The organism is Kribbella sp. NBC_00382 (assembly GCF_036067295.1).
GTDB lineage: Bacteria > Actinomycetota > Actinomycetes > Propionibacteriales > Kribbellaceae > Kribbella.
In genome coordinates this window covers 6,341,294-6,356,091 of record NZ_CP107954.1, presented here as the reverse complement: position 1 = coordinate 6,356,091, position 14,798 = coordinate 6,341,294, and the positions used below count along the sequence as shown (strand labels likewise).

Here is a 14,798-nt window from a genome sequence, read left to right as displayed (position 1 = left end):
TCATCAGCCCAGACCGGACACCCCGCCGATTCGTGACAACTGGTCCTCGACCCGGCTGAGCTTGTCCGGGTTCATGGCGATCTCGAGGCTGCGGAGCTGGTCGCCGTCGAAGGTCAGGAAGAGCACCGCGCGGATCCCATCGGGGCCGACAGCAACGATCGCGGGCTCGCCGTTGGCCTGGGCGAAGTACGGGAGGATGCCGGCGCCGAAGCGCTCCAGCACGCCGACCAGGTACCGCGCGACGTGGTCACGGCCCTCGACCGGCCTGCGCGCGGCGTTGACCTTGCCGCCGCCGTCGGCACGGGAGACCACGTCGGCGGCGAGCAGCGACTCGAGGCCGGCGATGTCGCCCAGCTGGGCAGCGGCAAGGAACCGCTCGACCAGGGCGCGCCAATGGCCGGCGTCAACCTGGTGCGCTTGCGGGTCTGGCAGCTGATGCGCTTGCGGGTCGGCGGCGACTCGCTTGCGGGCGCGGGAATGGAGTTGGCGGGCGTTGGCTTCCGTCGTACCGATCAGGTCGGCGACCTCGCGATGGGAGTAGGCGAAGGCCTCGCGGAGGACGTACGCCGCGCGCTCCGCGGGGGTGAGCTTCTCCATCACGGTGAGCAGCGCGAAGGAGACCGACTCGCGTTGCGCGACCTCATCCAGTGGACCGAGGTCGTCGAGCCTGTTGCCGGTCAAGACGGGTCCGGGTAGCCACTCGCCGATGTACGTCTCCCGCCGCGCCCGTGCCGAGGTGAGCTGGTTGAGGCAGAGGTTGGTGACCGTCTTCGCGAGGAAGGCCGCCGGCTCCTTGACGCTCTCGTGGTCGACCGATTGCCAGCGCAGCCAGGCGTCCTGAAGAACCTCTTCGGCCTCCGTCGCCGTCCCGAGCATCCGGTAGGCGATGCCGAACATCCGCCCACGATGCTCCTGGAAGACCGCCAACTGCTCCGCCACGAAACCAATCTTCGCAGGCGGTCTCAGGACTGGAGGGCGGCGGTGGCCAGCTCGAGGAAGTCGAGCACTCGATCGGTGCGGCGGCTCGTCGGCACCACCAGGCAGGTCTCGTCCGGCTCCTTGTCGAGGATCGGCAGGTAGACCAGGTCGTTGCGCGGATACAGCCTGGCCACGGTGTCGGGCACCAAGGCGATGCCCTGCCCGGAGGCGATCGCCTCGAACTTCTCCTCCAGCGACGCCATCCGCCGCGGCAGCGCGTTCATCACCGACTCACCGTCAAGATCGGCCAGTACCAACGACTCGCGCTCGGCCAGCCGATGGCTGACCGGCAGACAGGCGACCCTGTGCTCGAACCCGATCGGGACGATATGCATCCCGGTACGGTCGAACGCGCCGCGCAGATAGCCGACATCCGCTCGGCCGTCCCGCAGCGGCGCGTCCTGCTCCCACCAGTTGAGGCTGAGCACGTCGACCTCGACCTCCGGGTACTTCGCCGTGAACGCGAGCACCACCTCGGACACGTGCAAACCGGACGCGAAGCCGACCACGATCCGCTGCACCCCGCGATCGATCTCGTGCACGCGCCGGACCGCGGAGTCGACGGTCGCGAACACCCCTCGCGCCTCTTGCCGCAACTGCTCCCCCGCCGCCGTCAGTTGCACGCTGCGCGTGGTCCGGACGAACAGGTCGCAGCCGAGTTCGCGTTCCAGCGAACGGATCTGCCGGCTCAGCACGGGCTGGGCGATGTAGAGCTCCTCGGCCGCCCGGCCGAAATGCTGGTGCTCGGCGACGGCCGCGAAGTACCGGAGTTTGCGGAGGTCGAGATCCATACCTCAAGCGTATCAATAGTCACAGAGAGGTATTGGACCTGCCGCTCACGGTCACGCAGAGTTGACTTCATGATCGTTCTCACCACGCCCACCGGCGATATCGGCAGTCAACTACTCAAGCTTCTCCTGGACAGCGACGAGGACCTGCGTGTCATCGTGCGCGACCCCGCCAAACTTCCCGACGCGGTGCACGGACGCGTCGACATCGTGACCGGATCGCACGGCGATCCGGAGGTCGTCGGCAAGGCCTTTGCCGACGCCGACGCGGTCTTCTGGGTTGTTCCGCCGGACAGCCACTCGGTGAGCCTGGAGGCCGCGTTCTCCGGGTTCACCGGCGTCGCCGCGGAGGCGTTCGCCAGCTCTGGCGTCAGCCATGTTGTCGGGGTCTCGGCGCTCGGTCGCGGTACGCCGGTCGCTGGCAGCGCGGGACTCGTCACGGCCTCCCTTGCCATGGACGACCTCATCGCTGGTACCGGCGTCGCGTACCGGGCACTCGCCAACCCGTCCTTCATGGACAACCTGCTGCGCCAGGTCGACTCCATCCGCGACGGCGTCTTCAGCGACACCGTCGACCCTGATCGCAAGGCTCCGGCGGCGGCCACTCGTGACATCGCCGCCGTCGCGGCCGGGTTGCTGGTCGACCGGTCGTGGACCGGAGTCGACACCGTTCCTGTCCTCGGGCCCGAGGACCTATCGGCGAACGACATGGCGCGGATCATGTCGGAGGTACTCGGCCGGCCGGTCCGCTACGAACGCGAATCCCTTGAGGGTCTTGCCGCCAGGATGAAGGGCTTCGGCCTCAGCGACGCCTTCGTCGGCGGGATGGTCGACATGATGCGTGCCAAGGATGAGGGTCTCGACGACGGTGTCGCCCGGACACCGCAGACCGCTACCCCGACAACGTTCCGCCAGTGGTGCTCGGACGTTCTCAAGCCCGCTGTCAACGCCTGAAATTTCTGGAGAACGCGTGACCCACACTGCACTCATCGTCGGCGCCTCCCGCACGCTCGGGCTCGCGCTGGCAACCGAATACCTGCGCCTCGGCTGGGACGTGATCGGTACCGTCCGCGGCACCGAGCGGACCAAGCTGCACGAGTTGGCCGACTCCTCCGAGGGGCGGCTCGTCGTCGAGTCGCTCGACATCACCGACCCCGACCAGCTCTCGGCGTTGCGCGACCGGCTGACTGATCGAATGCTCGACCTGCTCTTCGTCAACGCCGGCGTCACCCGGGGCAATCTGCCGATCGCCGACGTCCCGACCGAGATGTTCACCGAGGTCCTGATCACCAACGCCCTCAGCCCGCTCCGCGTGATCGAGGCCTTGCGCTCACTCGTCACGCCCGACGGGACGATCGGCGTGATGTCCTCCCGACAAGGCAGCGTGGCGATGAACACCAATGGCGGCCAGGACGCCTATCGCGCCAGCAAGTCGGCCCTCAACCAACTGATGCGCTGCTACGCCGCCCGGTACGCCGATGACGCGCACACCCTGCTGCTCATGAATCCCGGCTGGGTACAGACCGACCTCGGCGGACCCGGCGCCGTCCTCACCATCGACGAGAGCATCCCCGGCGTCGCAGCAACCATCAACGCCCAGCAAGGCAAGCCCGGCCTCCAGTTCCTCGACTACCAAGGCGAAACCGTCCCCTGGTGATCGCAACTTCGCGCCTTCCCCTGTCGGAGGCGCGAAGTGGCGCTACTTGAAGGTCTCGGCCGCCTGGTGGATCGCCGCGTAGAACTCGGTCCAGCCGGCCTCGTCGAGCATGTCGGCGTCGGGGCCGCCGGTGCCGTCGATGAGTTCGCGGACGATGTCGGCGTGGCCGGCGTGGTGCGCCGTCTCGTCGACCATCCGGATCAGCAGGATCCCCAGCGTCGTGCCCCGCGCGCCCTCGGGCCAGTGCGGCACCTCGCCGGGCGCGTCCAGGTCGAGTGAGCTGATCGTCTCGTCGGCGAACGCGCAGGCGCGTTGGTACAAGCCCATCAGGTACTCGCTCGTCTCCGACGGGAGCGCCCACATGTCGGCTCCGTCCCAGATGGTGCCGTCCTCCACCCAGGCCAGCTTCTCGGGTGGAGTGCGGCCGAGGGCCTCACCCAGGTACAGGTATTCGAGACCGGCCAGGTGCTTCACCAGGCCGAGCAGATTGGTGCCAGAGGGCACGAGCGGGCGGCGCCGGTCGTACTCGCCGAGGCCGTCGAGCTTGGCGAGCATGACCGCGCGGGTGGTCTGGAGCTTCTGGTGCAACTCGGCTTTGAGGTCCACGGGGACGACGCTAGATCAGCTCGCCGACAGTTTTGGCGCACCCGGTGGTACGAAGGGAAAGTCGGCCGGACCAGAGTCGATCAGAGACAGCAGGGCCTTCGTGTCGAGGTGTTCGTCGATGGCGTCGGCGAGCAGGTCGAGGCGGGCTTCACGTTGAGCGGCGAACGAGACAGTGCCGTCAGGTGCGGGCTTGCCGGTCAGGGCGGCGACCTCGGTCAGGAACGCGTGGCGGGCGGAGTCGTCGTCGAGCAGGCCGTGCCAGATGGTTCCCCAGACGACGCCCGAGCGGCAGCCGCCCGGGAAGTCCGACGCTGTGCCTGTCACGGTGACGACGCCGTGGTGGATCTCGTACGCCGTGGGCGCCGGACGCGCGAGCACCTTCTCGACAGCGAAGGTGGTTGCTACTGGCAACAACCCGAGGCCGGTGTGGTTGCCGCCACCCTCGACACCTAGAGGATCTGAGATCTCTCCGCCGAGCAACTGGTAGCCGCCGCAGATCCCCAGCACCGGTCGGCCTGCCGCGACTCGCTCGGTCACTGCATCGGCCAGCCCGGTTGAGCGGAGCCACGCGAGGTCCGCGGTGGTTGCGCGCGAGCCAGGCAGGACGACGAGGTCCGCGTCGCGGACCTCCGCGGGGCTTGCGGTGAAGAAGACGCTCGTGGTCGGTTCGACGGCGAGCGCGTCGAGGTCGGTGAAGTTGCTGATCCGCGGGAATCGGACCACGGCGATGGTCAGTACAGAGGAGTCCTGCGAGAGCCGTCGCGCCGGTACGTCGAGCGCGTCCTCCGAGTCGAGCCAGAGACCGGGGAGCCAGGGCAGTACGCCGTACGTCGGCCGCCCGGTCACCGAGCTCAACATGTCGATCCCCGGTTGCAGCAGACTCACGTCGCCGCGGAACTTGTTGACCACGAACCCGCTGATCAACCGCTGGTCGGCGGCATCGAGCAACGCGACGGTGCCGAACATCGACGCGAACACCCCGCCGCGATCGATGTCCCCCACGACCACCACCGGCGCCTTCGTGTGCTGCGCGAGACCCATGTTCACGTAGTCCGACTGACGCAGGTTGATCTCGGTGGGGCTGCCCGCACCTTCGCTGATCACTACGTCGTAGCGGGACGCAAGATCGTCGTACGCCGCAAACGCCGCCTTGGCCAGCTCGGCCCGTTCGGTGAGGAACCCGCGGGCGGTCAGCTCACCCCACGGCTCCCCCATCAGTACTACGTGGCTACGGCGGTCACTGCCGGGTTTCAGAAGCACTGGGTTCATGGCCGCTTCGGGCTCGGCACCGGCGGCCACTGCCTGGATCCACTGGGCCCGGCCGATCTCTGCGCCGTCAGCGCAGACCATGGAGTTGTTGGACATGTTCTGAGCCTTGTACGGCGCCACGCGGACCCCTTGCCGCGCCAGCCATCGGCAGAGCCCGGTCACGACGGTCGTCTTACCCGCGTCGGACGTAGTACCGGCCACTAGAAGGGAACCCACGGGGGTTGATCCTAGTGGCCGGTACGACGCGACTACCGATCCTGAGGCGGATCCTCCGACCCAGGTTGCTCAGACTCCGGTACCACCGGAGTGATCCTTCGACCCTGCGCATCCGTACTCGGCAACCGCGGCGCCGTCCCCTGGAACCGTGTCCCCGACGCCCGTTCACGCGCCGACAACGGCTTGGCCACGTTCTCCAGCGACTGCCCTTCCGCGTCGACCCCGAAGAACCAGGCGATCAGACCACCGATCAACATGACCGCCGCGCCGATGATGTAGCCCACCGTCAACGGCCCACGCGGCGGGTTGTCGCCCTCACCGATCAGCGAGGCGAACAGGAACGGCGCGATCACACCACCGGTCAGCTGCGAGATCGCGAAGAAGAACGAGATCGCCTGCCCGCGCAGCTCGATCGGGAAGATCTCGCTCACCGTCAGGTACGCCGACGACGCGCCCGCCGAGGCGAAGAAGAACACCACGCACCACATCGCGGTCAGCCCGGCCGCGTTCAGCGCGCCCGAGTTGAACAGCAGCGCCGTGATGAACAGCACCACCGCCGAGATCGAGTACGTCGCCAGGATCATCTTGCGGCGGCCGATGGTGTCGAACCAGTGCCCCAGCAGCAACGGGCCGGCCAGGTTGCCGATCGCGAACGGGAAGAAATACAGCGCGACGCCGGAGTCGGACAAGCCGAAGTACGACTTGAGCACCAGCGCGTAGGTGAAGAAGATCGCGTTGTAGAGGAAGGCCTGGGTGACCATCATCGAGAAGCCGAGGAACGATCTGCTCCGGTAGTCGCGCAGCATCACCCGGGCGATCTCGCGGTAGGTGATCGGCGGATAGTCGACGACGTTGATCGCCTCGTCGTCGGTCACCTCGCGCAGCGAACCGCCCTGCCGCCGGACGGTCTCCTCGATCGAGTCGACGGTCCGCTCGGCCTCCTCGACCCGGCCGTGCGTCATCAGCCAGCGCGGGCTCTCCGGAATGTGCCGACGCAGGTAGATGATCATCAGGCCCATCACCGGACCGACCAGGAAGCACAGCCGCCAGCCCCACTCGACCGGGATGAGGTCCTTGTCGAGGAAGACCAGACCGACTGCGGAGCCGATCAGCGCACCGGCCCAGTACGTGCCGTTGACGCCGATGTCGACCCGGCCCCGGTACTTCGACGGGATCAACTCGTCGATCGCGGAGTTGATCGCGGCGTACTCACCGCCGATACCCATCCCGGCCACGAACCGGCAGAGCGCCAGCGACCAGAAGTCCCAGGTCAGACCCGCGGCGCCGGAGGCCACCAGATAGACGACCAGCGTGATGATGAACAGGCTCTTCCGACCGAACTTGTCGGTCATCCGCCCGAAGAACAGCGCACCTACGACTTCACCAGCGAGGTAGATGGACGCCAGCAGGCCGACCTCTTTGGTGCTGAGCCCGAGGGTCGCGCCTTCTTTCAGGGTGTTGCCGACCAGGGAGACCAGCTGGATCTCCAGGCCGTCCAGAATCCAGGAGACGCCGAGACCGACGACGATCATCCAGTGGAACCGCGTCCACGGTAATCGGTCCATCCGGGCGGGTACCAGACTCGGTATCGCCTTGCCCTCGTCCAAGGCATGCTCGCTGCTCATTGGCACTCCTCCCGGCCGGCGTCAGAAATCTCCGCTAAAGCCCGTACCCCGCGAGTAACTCCTGCAAAACCCACCGCCACCACCGAGGCTGCCGGAGGCTGGATACAGTGGCTGGCATGGAGAACGAGATCGCGATCACGGACGCCACGGATGCCGGCCGGTACGAGGCGCGCGATGCCGACGGCAACTTGATGGGGTTCGTCGACTACAAGCGGTTCGGCTCGGTGATCGCGTTCCGGCACGCCGAGACACTGCCGGAGTACCAGGGCCAGGGCGTGGCAAGCAAGATCGCAACCAAGTCGCTGAACGACGCTCGGGACGCGGGGCTGCGGGTTCGCCCGGCCTGCCCGTACTACCAGGACTTCTTGAAGAAGCACACCGAGTACGCCGACCTGGTGGACGCCGAGTGAGCGCACCTGTTCTCGGCAAGCTGGAGTGGCGAGCGGCCGCCGAAGTACCGGAGTTGCTGGCCGAGCCGGTGCGGGCTGCTCTTGGTGACCTTCCTGCGTGGGCGGTTGCGATCGACCCGACGCTGGCCGACACGGCGGCGTTCTGCGCGGAGTACGACGTACCGATGGCAGCGTCGGCGAACTGCGTGATCGTGCACGGCAAGCGGGCCGGCGAGTCGACGTACGCCGCGCTGATGGTGCTCGCCACTCATCGGGCCGACGTCAACGGCGTGGTGCGCAAGCATCTCGGCGTACGGAAGATCTCGTTCGCGGCGCAGGACGACGCGGTCGGCTCGACCGGCATGGAGTACGGCGGCATCACGCCGATCGGCGTACCGGCTGCCTGGCCGGTGCTCGTTGACGAGGCAGTGGCTCAGGCCGGGCTGGTCGTGATCGGCAGCGGCATCCGCGGCTCCAAGCTGCTCATCGACGGCGCCGACCTGGCCAAGCTTCCGAGCGCCACGGTGCTCGAACTCGCGACTCCCGCCTGAACTCCGGCTAACATGCTGGGGTGACGGTGGCGGCGGGTGGTGATGGTGGGCCGACCGCGCTCCGCATCATGCTCGGCGGGCATCTCCGCCGGATGCGCGAGGCCGCGGGGATCAGCCGCGCCGACGCGGGCTGGCAGATCCGGGCCTCGGAGTCGAAGGTCAGCCGGATGGAACTCGGCCGGGTCGGGTTCAAAGAACGCGACGTGAACGACCTGCTCGACCTGTACGAGATGAAGGACGCCGAGGAACGCGAGCGGCTGATGGAGCTGGCCCGCGCGGCCAACAACCCCGGCTGGTGGTCCCGGTACGGCGACGTGATGCCGAGCTGGTTCGGCAACTACGTCGGGCTCGAGGTCGCGGCCAAGCTGATCCGGACGTACGAGCTGCTCTTCGTCCCCGGACTGCTGCAGACCGAGGACTACGCCCGCGCTGTCGTCCAGCTCGGTAAGGCCTACCTGCCGTCCGAGGAGATCAACCAGCGGGTGGCACTACGAGTGACCCGGCAGCAGATCCTGACCCGGCCCGATCCGGCCCGCCTGTGGGTCGTGCTCGACGAGGCCGCGCTGCACCGGCCGGTCGGCGGCCGGAACACGATGCGCGAGCAGATCCAGTACTTGATCGAGGCCTCGCAGCGGCCGAACGTGACGCTGCAGATCATGCCGTTCAGCAGCGTCGGATATCCGGACGCCGGCGGCGCGTTCAGCATCCTGCGGTTCCCCGAAGGCGACCTGCCGGACGTCGTCTACATCGAGCACGCGGCGAGCGCGCTCTACCTCGACAAGCTCGAGGACCTGGACGAGTACGCCGCGATCATGGAAGCCCTCACGATCGCAGCAGCGCCGGTCAGCGCCACCCAGTCCCTGCTCGCGGAAGCCCTCGAGCGAATGTCCTGAGCGGTGCCGGCCGGCGCCGTCGTAGTACTGGGGTCAGGCGACGCTGAGGTCGACCTTGATGTTGCCGCGGGTGGCGTTGGAGTACGGGCAGATCTGGTGAGCCGTGGCGACCAGCGCCTCGGCCTCGGCGCGCTCCAGGTGCGGCAGGGAGACGACCAGCTCGACCTCGAGGCCGTAGCCGGTGCCGCCGTTGATCGGGCCGATGCCGACGGCCGCGGTGACGGTCGAGTCGTCCACGTTCTGCTTGGTCTTGCGGGCGACCGTCTTCATCGCGCTGTGGAAGCAGGACGCGTACCCGGCGGCGAAGAGCTGCTCGGGGTTGGTGCCGTCACCGTTGCCACCCATCTCCTTCGGCGGGGCGAGGGTGACGTCCAGCTTGCCGTCGTCGCTCGCGGTGTGGCCCTGACGGCCACCCTCGGCGGTGGCGCGGGCGGTGTAGAGAACCTTCTCGACTGCAATGGTCATGGTGCGTAGCTCCTGGGTTTTCAGCGAGTGGGGTCGAGCACGAGCTTGCCGACGGTCCGGCGGGCCCGCATGTCTTCGTGCGCGGTGACGATCTCGGACAGGGCGTAGTCGCCGCCGAGGATCGAGCGCAGCTTGCCGTCCTGGACCAGCCCGAACAGCTCGGCGAGCGGCTCGCCCAGCAGCGCGGGGGTCTTGAAGCAGTCCGCCAGCCAGAAGCCGGCGATGGTCTTCGAGCCCTTCATCAAGCTGGCCGGCGCGATCGGCTCGGCCATCTGGCGTGATGCGGCGCCGAAGGTGACGAGCCGGCCGAAGGTGGCCAGCGCGTCGAACGACTCGTTCAGGGTGGTACCGCCGACCATCTCCAGCACGATGTCGACGGGCTTGCCGTCGTTCGCCTCGATGATCCGGTCCTTCAGGCCCTCGGGCTCGCCGTCGATCGCGGCGTCCGCACCGAGCTCGAGGATCTGCTTGCGCTTCTCCTCGGTGGAAGCGGTCGCGATGACGCGGCCGGCGCCCCACAGCTTCGCGAGCTGGATGGCGAGCGAGCCGACGCCACCAGCGCCGGCGTGGATCAGTACGGACTCCCCCGGCTGCAGGTGGGTCGAAGTCTTCAGCAGGTGCCAGGCGCTCGTGCCCTGCACGATGAGAGCCAGCGCGTCGGCGTCACTGACGCCTTCCGGTACGTCGAACGCGGCCTGGGCGTAACCGACCGCCTTCTCCGCATAACCACCGGAGCCGACCAGCGCGACGACCCGGCGACCGTCCTCGGTGTGACCGACGACCTCGCCACCCGGCGTCAGCGGCAGCTTCGCCTTGGACAGATAGCTGTTCTCGACCTGGTGCGTATCGGCGTAGTTGACGCCCGCCCGGTCGACGGTGATCAGGATCTGCCCCTCAGCCGGCACCGGTTCCCCGATGTCGACCACCTTGAGGACCTCGGGTCCTCCGAACTCGCTGATCTGTACGGCTCGCACTGTGTCGCGCTCCTTCCGATTCCCGCTGAGAAACAACTGCCTTACAACGTACTATACACTGTACGTTAAGGAGGTCGATGAGATGTCGGACACCAAACCCAGAACACCGCGGAACACGCTCAGCCCCGAGCTGATCGTGCAGACCGCGCTCCGCCTGATGGAGGCCAAGGGCACTGACGGCTTCAGCTTGCGCGGCCTGGCCGGCGAGCTGGGTGTCGGTCCGATGGCGCTCTACACCTATTTCCGTAACAAGGACGAGCTGTACGACGCGGTCCGCGACCATCTGATGGCCTTGGTGCCCGACGTGCCGCAAGACCTCCCCTGGCCCAACCAGGTCCGGTTCGTCTGCCGCGGATTGCGCGCCTTGATGCTGCAACACCCTTGCCTTGCGCAACTACTTGCGAGCCGTCCACTGAGCGGCAAGGAGACCGCCCGGGTGGCCGAAGGCCTGCTCGGCGTACTGCGGGCCGCCGGCTTCGATCCCGAGACCGCCGCCCGGACCCACACCACGCTGTTCACCTTCGTGCTCGGGGCAACGTCCTGGGAGGTCCAGATGGCCGTCGAGCGACTCGACCCCGATGCCTGGCGCCGCCTGCGGACCTCGATGGAGTCGCTGTCCGCGCACGAGTTCCCCACTGTCGTCGAACTGGCACCAGAGCTCGCCCGTACTTCGGGTGGCGACGAGCAGTTCGACTACGGGCTGGATCTCCTGCTGGCCGGCCTCGAGGCTAGAAGACCATCGTGACGATGGCGACGATGCCGATCACCACGATGAGGACCCGGAGACCCGTCGGCGGGAGCTTGCGGCCGTAGCGCGCGCCGACGAAACCGCCGATCGTCGAGCCGACCGCGATCAGTCCAGCGGCGAGCCAGTCGACGTCCGCGACGATGATGAACAGGATCGCCGCGACGCCGTTGACGACCGTGGCGAGCACGTTCTTGAGGCCGTTCATCCGTTGCAGGTTCGCGTCCATGCCGATGCCGAGCACCGCCATCAACAGGACGCCTTGGGCCGCGCCGAAGTACCCACCGTAGATGCCGGTGAGGAAGACGGCGGGGATCACCCACCAGGCGCCGCGGTGGGTGTGGGTCGGGACACTGATCCGCTTGGACAGCCAGGGTTGCAGGGCGACCAGGACGCAGCCGAGCAGGATCAGCCCGGGGACGACGGCTTTGAAGGCCGAGCCCGGGAGCTTCAGGAGCAGGACGGCTCCGACGATGCCGCCGAGGAGTGAGGCGGGGATCAGGCGGAGGAGGCGGCCGCGCTGGCCTTCGAGTTCACGGCGATAGCCGATCGCGCCGGCCGCGGTACCGGGCGACAGGCCGATGTTGTTGCTGACGTTCGCCAGGACGGGCGGGATGCCGACAGCAAGCAACGTGGGGAAGGTCAGCAACGTGCCGGACCCCACCACCGCGTTGATCGTGCCCGCGCCCATTCCCGCCACCAGGACGAACAGCGCCTCGAACCATGTCATCGTCGCAAGACTCTACGCACCTGATAGCGATTTCCGGTCATCAGTCCGGCGGCTGAGCTGTACAAATGCTGACTCCCACCCCACCGCCCCGGTCAGAGTGCAGCGAACGTCACACCGGCCCGGCTTGCCTTGGGAGGCGAGCCGGGCCGGGTGGCGTTGCGTAGTACCAGGTCTTAGCGCTCGAGCGGAGGGCCGTCCTGGACCGGGGAGGTCTGCTCGGGAGCCGAGGTGACCGCCGGGGGTGCCTGCTGCGCGGCGCGGTTGCCGACGGCCGCGTTCTGCGCTGCCGCGATGGCTTCCTGCACCGCGTTGTCGGCCTCGACCACGGCCGCGTCCGGCGTGGCCGCCGAACCGATACCGCTGTCGACCGAGACCGCCTGCGAGTCGCCCAGGTCGGGCTCCGGGAACGGACCCTCGGCCTTCTGGGTGATACCGGCGATCTGGCCGACGGCGCTGCCGAGGCCTTCCATCGCCTTGCCGATCTCGCTCGGGATGATCCACAGCTTGTTCGAGTCGCCTTGAGCGATCGACGGCAGCATCTGCAGGTACTGGTAAGCGAGCAGGCCCTGGTCGGGCTTGCCGGCGTGGATCGCGTTGAAGACGGTGGTGATGGCCTGCGCCTCACCCTGCGCCTTCAGGATCCGCGCCTCCCGCTCGGCCTGGGCGCGCAGGATCCGGGACTCCCGGTCGCCCTGCGCGGTCAGGATCGCGGACTGCTTCTGGCCCTCGGCCGACAGAACGGCCGACTGCCGCATACCTTCGGCGGTGAGGATCGCGGCGCGCTTGTCGCGGTCCGCGCGCATCTGCTTCTCCATCGAGTCCTGGATCGACGGCGGCGGGTCGATCGAGCGGAGCTCGACCCGGTTGACCCGGATGCCCCACTTGCCGGTCGCCTCGTCCAGTACGTACCGGAGCTTCTCGTTGATCTCCTCACGCGAGGTCAGCGTCTGCTCGAGGTCCATGCCACCGATGATGTTGCGCAGCGTGGTCATCGTCAGCTGCTCGATGGCCTGGATGTAGTTGGAGATCTCGTAGGTCGCCCGGACCGGGTCGTTGACCTGGAAGTAGATGACGGAGTCGATCGACACCATCAGGTTGTCCTCGGTGATGACGCCCTGCGGCGGGAACGCGACCACCTGCTCACGCATGTCGATCGTGTAGCGGACCTTGTCGACGAACGGGGTCAGCAGGTTCAGGCCGGGCTGCAAGCCGACCTTGAACTTCCCGAACCGTTCCACGATGCCCACGGTCTGCTGTTGCACGACCCGGACAGATTTGATCAGTGTGACGACCACCAGTAAGGCGACCAATGCCAGCACTATGAGGAACGCGGTCACGTGACCCTCCCACTCGAAGAACCCTCAGGACGGACAGTCTTTCCTATCGACGGGCCACTGAAGACAACGGTTCCCTCACGATCCGGAAACCTCGTCGGTTGGCCGTCGATGGCAACGATGTCCGTACTTCCGACAGTACTTCGACCACTCCCCCGCGCAACCGCGCCACACCATGGCAGTGGTCGGCATGTGGGTGGCTACTCGGCAGGAGACTGCGTCTCCCCTCACCGAGCACCCCCACCAACCGCGTTACCCCTGCCAGGGCCCCGATTCGCCTGGGCGCTAGCAGGTTATCGGGCCGCTGACGTGAAGCATCCGGCCAGCCGCACGAAAACCCGCCAGCCGACCCCGGGACGGGCCCATTCGGCTGGACTTGGCCGTCGTCGCGGCGCGACAGCACCGTCCCCGCCGAGGAACCTGTCTTACTGGGCCGGCCGGGGTTTGGGGAGGATTTTCTGGAGACTGGGGAAGAAATTGTGCCGATTCGGGGGTAGTACCCTCCCCAAAACCCCTTATCCCGGAGGGATTTCCCTCCCCAACCGCCTACCCGGCAACTTCCCACCATCACCCACGAGCCAGCCGACCTTGCCATCATCGCCCGCGAACCGGCCCGCCTTGCCGTCGTCACCCCGCGACCCGACCGGCCTTGCGATCGTCACCCCGCTACTCAACCGGCTTTGCCAAGGTGCCCCATCGACTCAGACCCCTCCGCGGGATCCCGGTAGCTGCGTCCTTCCCTGGTCGAGAGGGTGTGCGTCAAGAGTCGAACTTGTTCGATCCCGAAGGGACGCGAAGCACTCTTGACCCACACCCTCTCGACCAGCACACTCCCGCAGCGGAGACCGCGCACCACACTCCCCTTCGGGCCCAGCACCCGGCACCACAGCCCCTCACCACAGCAGCCCGCACCGCAGCCCCCCACAACCACAATCCCTCATCCACAGCACCCCGCAACCACAGCCGTCCCTGCGTGGCTGCCCGGTCAGCGGGGTGGTTCGGAGTCTTTCGGCTCGGTCTTGTCCGGGCCGCGGAGCTCGGGGAGGGTGTGGTCGATCGGCTGGCCGATCGGGTAGACGACGGCGGTGGCGCCGTCGATCGACATCACCTCGACCCGGGTGCCGGGCTGGATGGTGGAGACGTCGTCGTACGGACGCGCGGTCCAGAGCTCGCCGTTGAGCTTGATCGAGCCGCCGCCGTCGGGGTGGATCTCCTTGACCACGACGCCGCTGCGGCCGATCACGTGCGCCGAGCCGGTCTTCAGCTCACCGGTGTGGTGCAGCTTGCGGACCAGCAGCGGGCGGATGGCGCCCAGCATCGCGGCCGCGGTGACCAGACCGACGACGATCTGCAACCAGAGCAGGTGCGGGAACAAGGCGCCTACGCCGGCCGCGGTGATCGCCCCCGCGGCGAGCATCAGCAAGGTGAAGTCGAGCGAAGCAAGCTCCGCCAGACCGAGCACAACGGCGATCCCGAGCCACGCCGCCCAGACGTTGTCCCGCAGCCAATCCATCATCTGCCAACTCTATCCGCGTTCGGGACCTCAGGCAGGTCCATCTCCAGTGTGACGCGGAGAAA

At 67.5% G+C, this 14,798-nt stretch carries 16 protein-coding genes; 6 read left to right on the top strand and 10 right to left on the bottom strand.

Going from position 1 to position 14,798, the window contains the following annotated elements; translation table 11 throughout:
• Nucleotides 1–3: 3 nt before the first annotated feature.
• Entirely contained in the window at nt 4–939 is a 936-nt protein-coding gene (gene sigJ / locus OHA70_RS30220; protein ID WP_328323236.1) for an RNA polymerase sigma factor SigJ, read from the bottom strand.
• Nucleotides 940–962: 23 nt separating this feature from the next.
• Nucleotides 963–1,769 (bottom strand): LysR family transcriptional regulator, encoded by an 807-nt coding sequence (locus OHA70_RS30215; protein WP_328323234.1) that lies wholly within the window; start codon nt 1,767–1,769, stop codon nt 963–965.
• A gap of 69 nt (nt 1,770–1,838) precedes the next feature.
• Here OHA70_RS30215 and OHA70_RS30210 point away from each other — a divergent pair, with 69 nt between their 5' ends.
• Nucleotides 1,839–2,720 (top strand): NAD(P)H-binding protein, encoded by an 882-nt coding sequence (locus tag OHA70_RS30210; protein ID WP_328323232.1) that lies wholly within the window; start codon nt 1,839–1,841, stop codon nt 2,718–2,720.
• Between the two features lie 16 nt (nt 2,721–2,736).
• Entirely contained in the window at nt 2,737–3,423 is a 687-nt protein-coding gene (locus tag OHA70_RS30205) for an SDR family NAD(P)-dependent oxidoreductase (protein WP_328323230.1), read from the top strand.
• Between the two features lie 42 nt (nt 3,424–3,465).
• On the opposite strand, the gene OHA70_RS30200 is transcribed toward OHA70_RS30205, so the two are convergent.
• The 3 genes from OHA70_RS30200 to OHA70_RS30190 are packed head-to-tail and all read right to left on the bottom strand — an operon-like array spanning nt 3,466 to nt 7,139.
• Nucleotides 3,466–4,029, bottom strand: a complete 564-nt coding sequence (locus OHA70_RS30200; protein ID WP_328323228.1) for a DinB family protein — start codon at nt 4,027–4,029, stop codon at nt 3,466–3,468.
• Between the two features lie 15 nt (nt 4,030–4,044).
• Nucleotides 4,045–5,514: a cobyric acid synthase gene (locus OHA70_RS30195; protein ID WP_328323226.1), complete on the bottom strand. Its 1,470-nt coding sequence runs from the start codon at nt 5,512–5,514 to the stop codon at nt 4,045–4,047.
• A 32-nt stretch (nt 5,515–5,546) separates the two neighbouring features.
• A complete protein-coding gene (locus tag OHA70_RS30190; RefSeq protein ID WP_328323224.1) occupies nt 5,547–7,139 on the bottom strand; it encodes an MFS transporter in 1,593 nt (530 codons plus the stop codon).
• Between the two features lie 116 nt (nt 7,140–7,255).
• On the opposite strand from OHA70_RS30190, the gene OHA70_RS30185 reads away from it, so the two are divergent.
• The 3 genes from OHA70_RS30185 to OHA70_RS30175 all read left to right on the top strand — a co-directional run bounded on the left by OHA70_RS30185 (nt 7,256) and on the right by OHA70_RS30175 (nt 8,972).
• A complete protein-coding gene (locus tag OHA70_RS30185; protein WP_328323222.1) occupies nt 7,256–7,549 on the top strand; it encodes a GNAT family N-acetyltransferase in 294 nt (97 codons plus the stop codon).
• Nucleotides 7,546–8,079 carry a YbaK/EbsC family protein gene (locus OHA70_RS30180; protein ID WP_328323220.1) on the top strand — a complete coding sequence of 178 codons (534 nt, stop codon included), beginning with the start codon at nt 7,546–7,548 and terminating at the stop codon, nt 8,077–8,079. Before OHA70_RS30185 ends, OHA70_RS30180 begins: the two co-directional genes overlap by 4 nt.
• Before the next feature lie 68 nt (nt 8,080–8,147).
• Entirely contained in the window at nt 8,148–8,972 is an 825-nt protein-coding gene (locus OHA70_RS30175) for a helix-turn-helix domain-containing protein (RefSeq protein WP_328335238.1), read from the top strand.
• Between the two features lie 33 nt (nt 8,973–9,005).
• Here OHA70_RS30175 and OHA70_RS30170 read toward each other — a convergent pair whose 3' ends face one another.
• The gene (locus tag OHA70_RS30170; protein ID WP_328323218.1) at nt 9,006–9,437 is read right to left on the bottom strand and encodes an organic hydroperoxide resistance protein; all 432 of its coding nucleotides are present in this window, start codon (nt 9,435–9,437) and stop codon (nt 9,006–9,008) included.
• A 20-nt stretch (nt 9,438–9,457) separates the two neighbouring features.
• Complete coding sequence (locus OHA70_RS30165; RefSeq protein ID WP_328323216.1) at nt 9,458–10,411, bottom strand: quinone oxidoreductase family protein; 954 nt, start codon at nt 10,409–10,411, stop codon at nt 9,458–9,460.
• An 82-nt stretch (nt 10,412–10,493) separates the two neighbouring features.
• Here OHA70_RS30165 and OHA70_RS30160 point away from each other — a divergent pair, with 82 nt between their 5' ends.
• Nucleotides 10,494–11,156 carry a TetR/AcrR family transcriptional regulator gene (locus OHA70_RS30160; protein WP_328323214.1) on the top strand — a complete coding sequence of 221 codons (663 nt, stop codon included), beginning with the start codon at nt 10,494–10,496 and terminating at the stop codon, nt 11,154–11,156.
• Here the strand turns inward: OHA70_RS30160 and OHA70_RS30155 are convergent.
• The 3 genes from OHA70_RS30155 to OHA70_RS30145 form a co-directional block, all read right to left on the bottom strand.
• Nucleotides 11,140–11,886, bottom strand: a complete 747-nt coding sequence (locus OHA70_RS30155; protein WP_328323212.1) for a sulfite exporter TauE/SafE family protein — start codon at nt 11,884–11,886, stop codon at nt 11,140–11,142. The genes OHA70_RS30160 and OHA70_RS30155 overlap by 17 nt on opposite strands.
• A gap of 173 nt (nt 11,887–12,059) precedes the next feature.
• Nucleotides 12,060–13,223: an SPFH domain-containing protein gene (locus OHA70_RS30150; protein WP_328323210.1), complete on the bottom strand. Its 1,164-nt coding sequence runs from the start codon at nt 13,221–13,223 to the stop codon at nt 12,060–12,062.
• Between the two features lie 982 nt (nt 13,224–14,205).
• Nucleotides 14,206–14,736: an NfeD family protein gene (locus OHA70_RS30145; RefSeq protein WP_328323208.1), complete on the bottom strand. Its 531-nt coding sequence runs from the start codon at nt 14,734–14,736 to the stop codon at nt 14,206–14,208.
• Nucleotides 14,737–14,798: the final 62 nt, after the last annotated feature.

Bases quoted from the DNA above. Each gene is read 5' to 3' on its own strand.
- OHA70_RS30215 (WP_328323234.1), bottom strand. From the start codon at position 1,769: ATGGATCTCGACCTCCGCAAACTCCGGTACTTCGCGGCCGTCGCCGAG.
- OHA70_RS30210 (WP_328323232.1), top strand. From the start codon at position 1,839: ATGATCGTTCTCACCACGCCCACCGGCGATATCGGCAGTCAACTACTC.
- OHA70_RS30190 (WP_328323224.1), bottom strand. From the start codon at position 7,139: ATGAGCAGCGAGCATGCCTTGGACGAGGGCAAGGCGATACCGAGTCTG.
- OHA70_RS30185 (WP_328323222.1), top strand. From the start codon at position 7,256: ATGGAGAACGAGATCGCGATCACGGACGCCACGGATGCCGGCCGGTAC.
- OHA70_RS30175 (WP_328335238.1), top strand. From the start codon at position 8,148: ATGCTCGGCGGGCATCTCCGCCGGATGCGCGAGGCCGCGGGGATCAGC.
- OHA70_RS30170 (WP_328323218.1), bottom strand. From the start codon at position 9,437: ATGACCATTGCAGTCGAGAAGGTTCTCTACACCGCCCGCGCCACCGCC.
- OHA70_RS30160 (WP_328323214.1), top strand. From the start codon at position 10,494: ATGTCGGACACCAAACCCAGAACACCGCGGAACACGCTCAGCCCCGAG.
- OHA70_RS30155 (WP_328323212.1), bottom strand. From the start codon at position 11,886: ATGACATGGTTCGAGGCGCTGTTCGTCCTGGTGGCGGGAATGGGCGCG.
- OHA70_RS30145 (WP_328323208.1), bottom strand. From the start codon at position 14,736: ATGATGGATTGGCTGCGGGACAACGTCTGGGCGGCGTGGCTCGGGATC.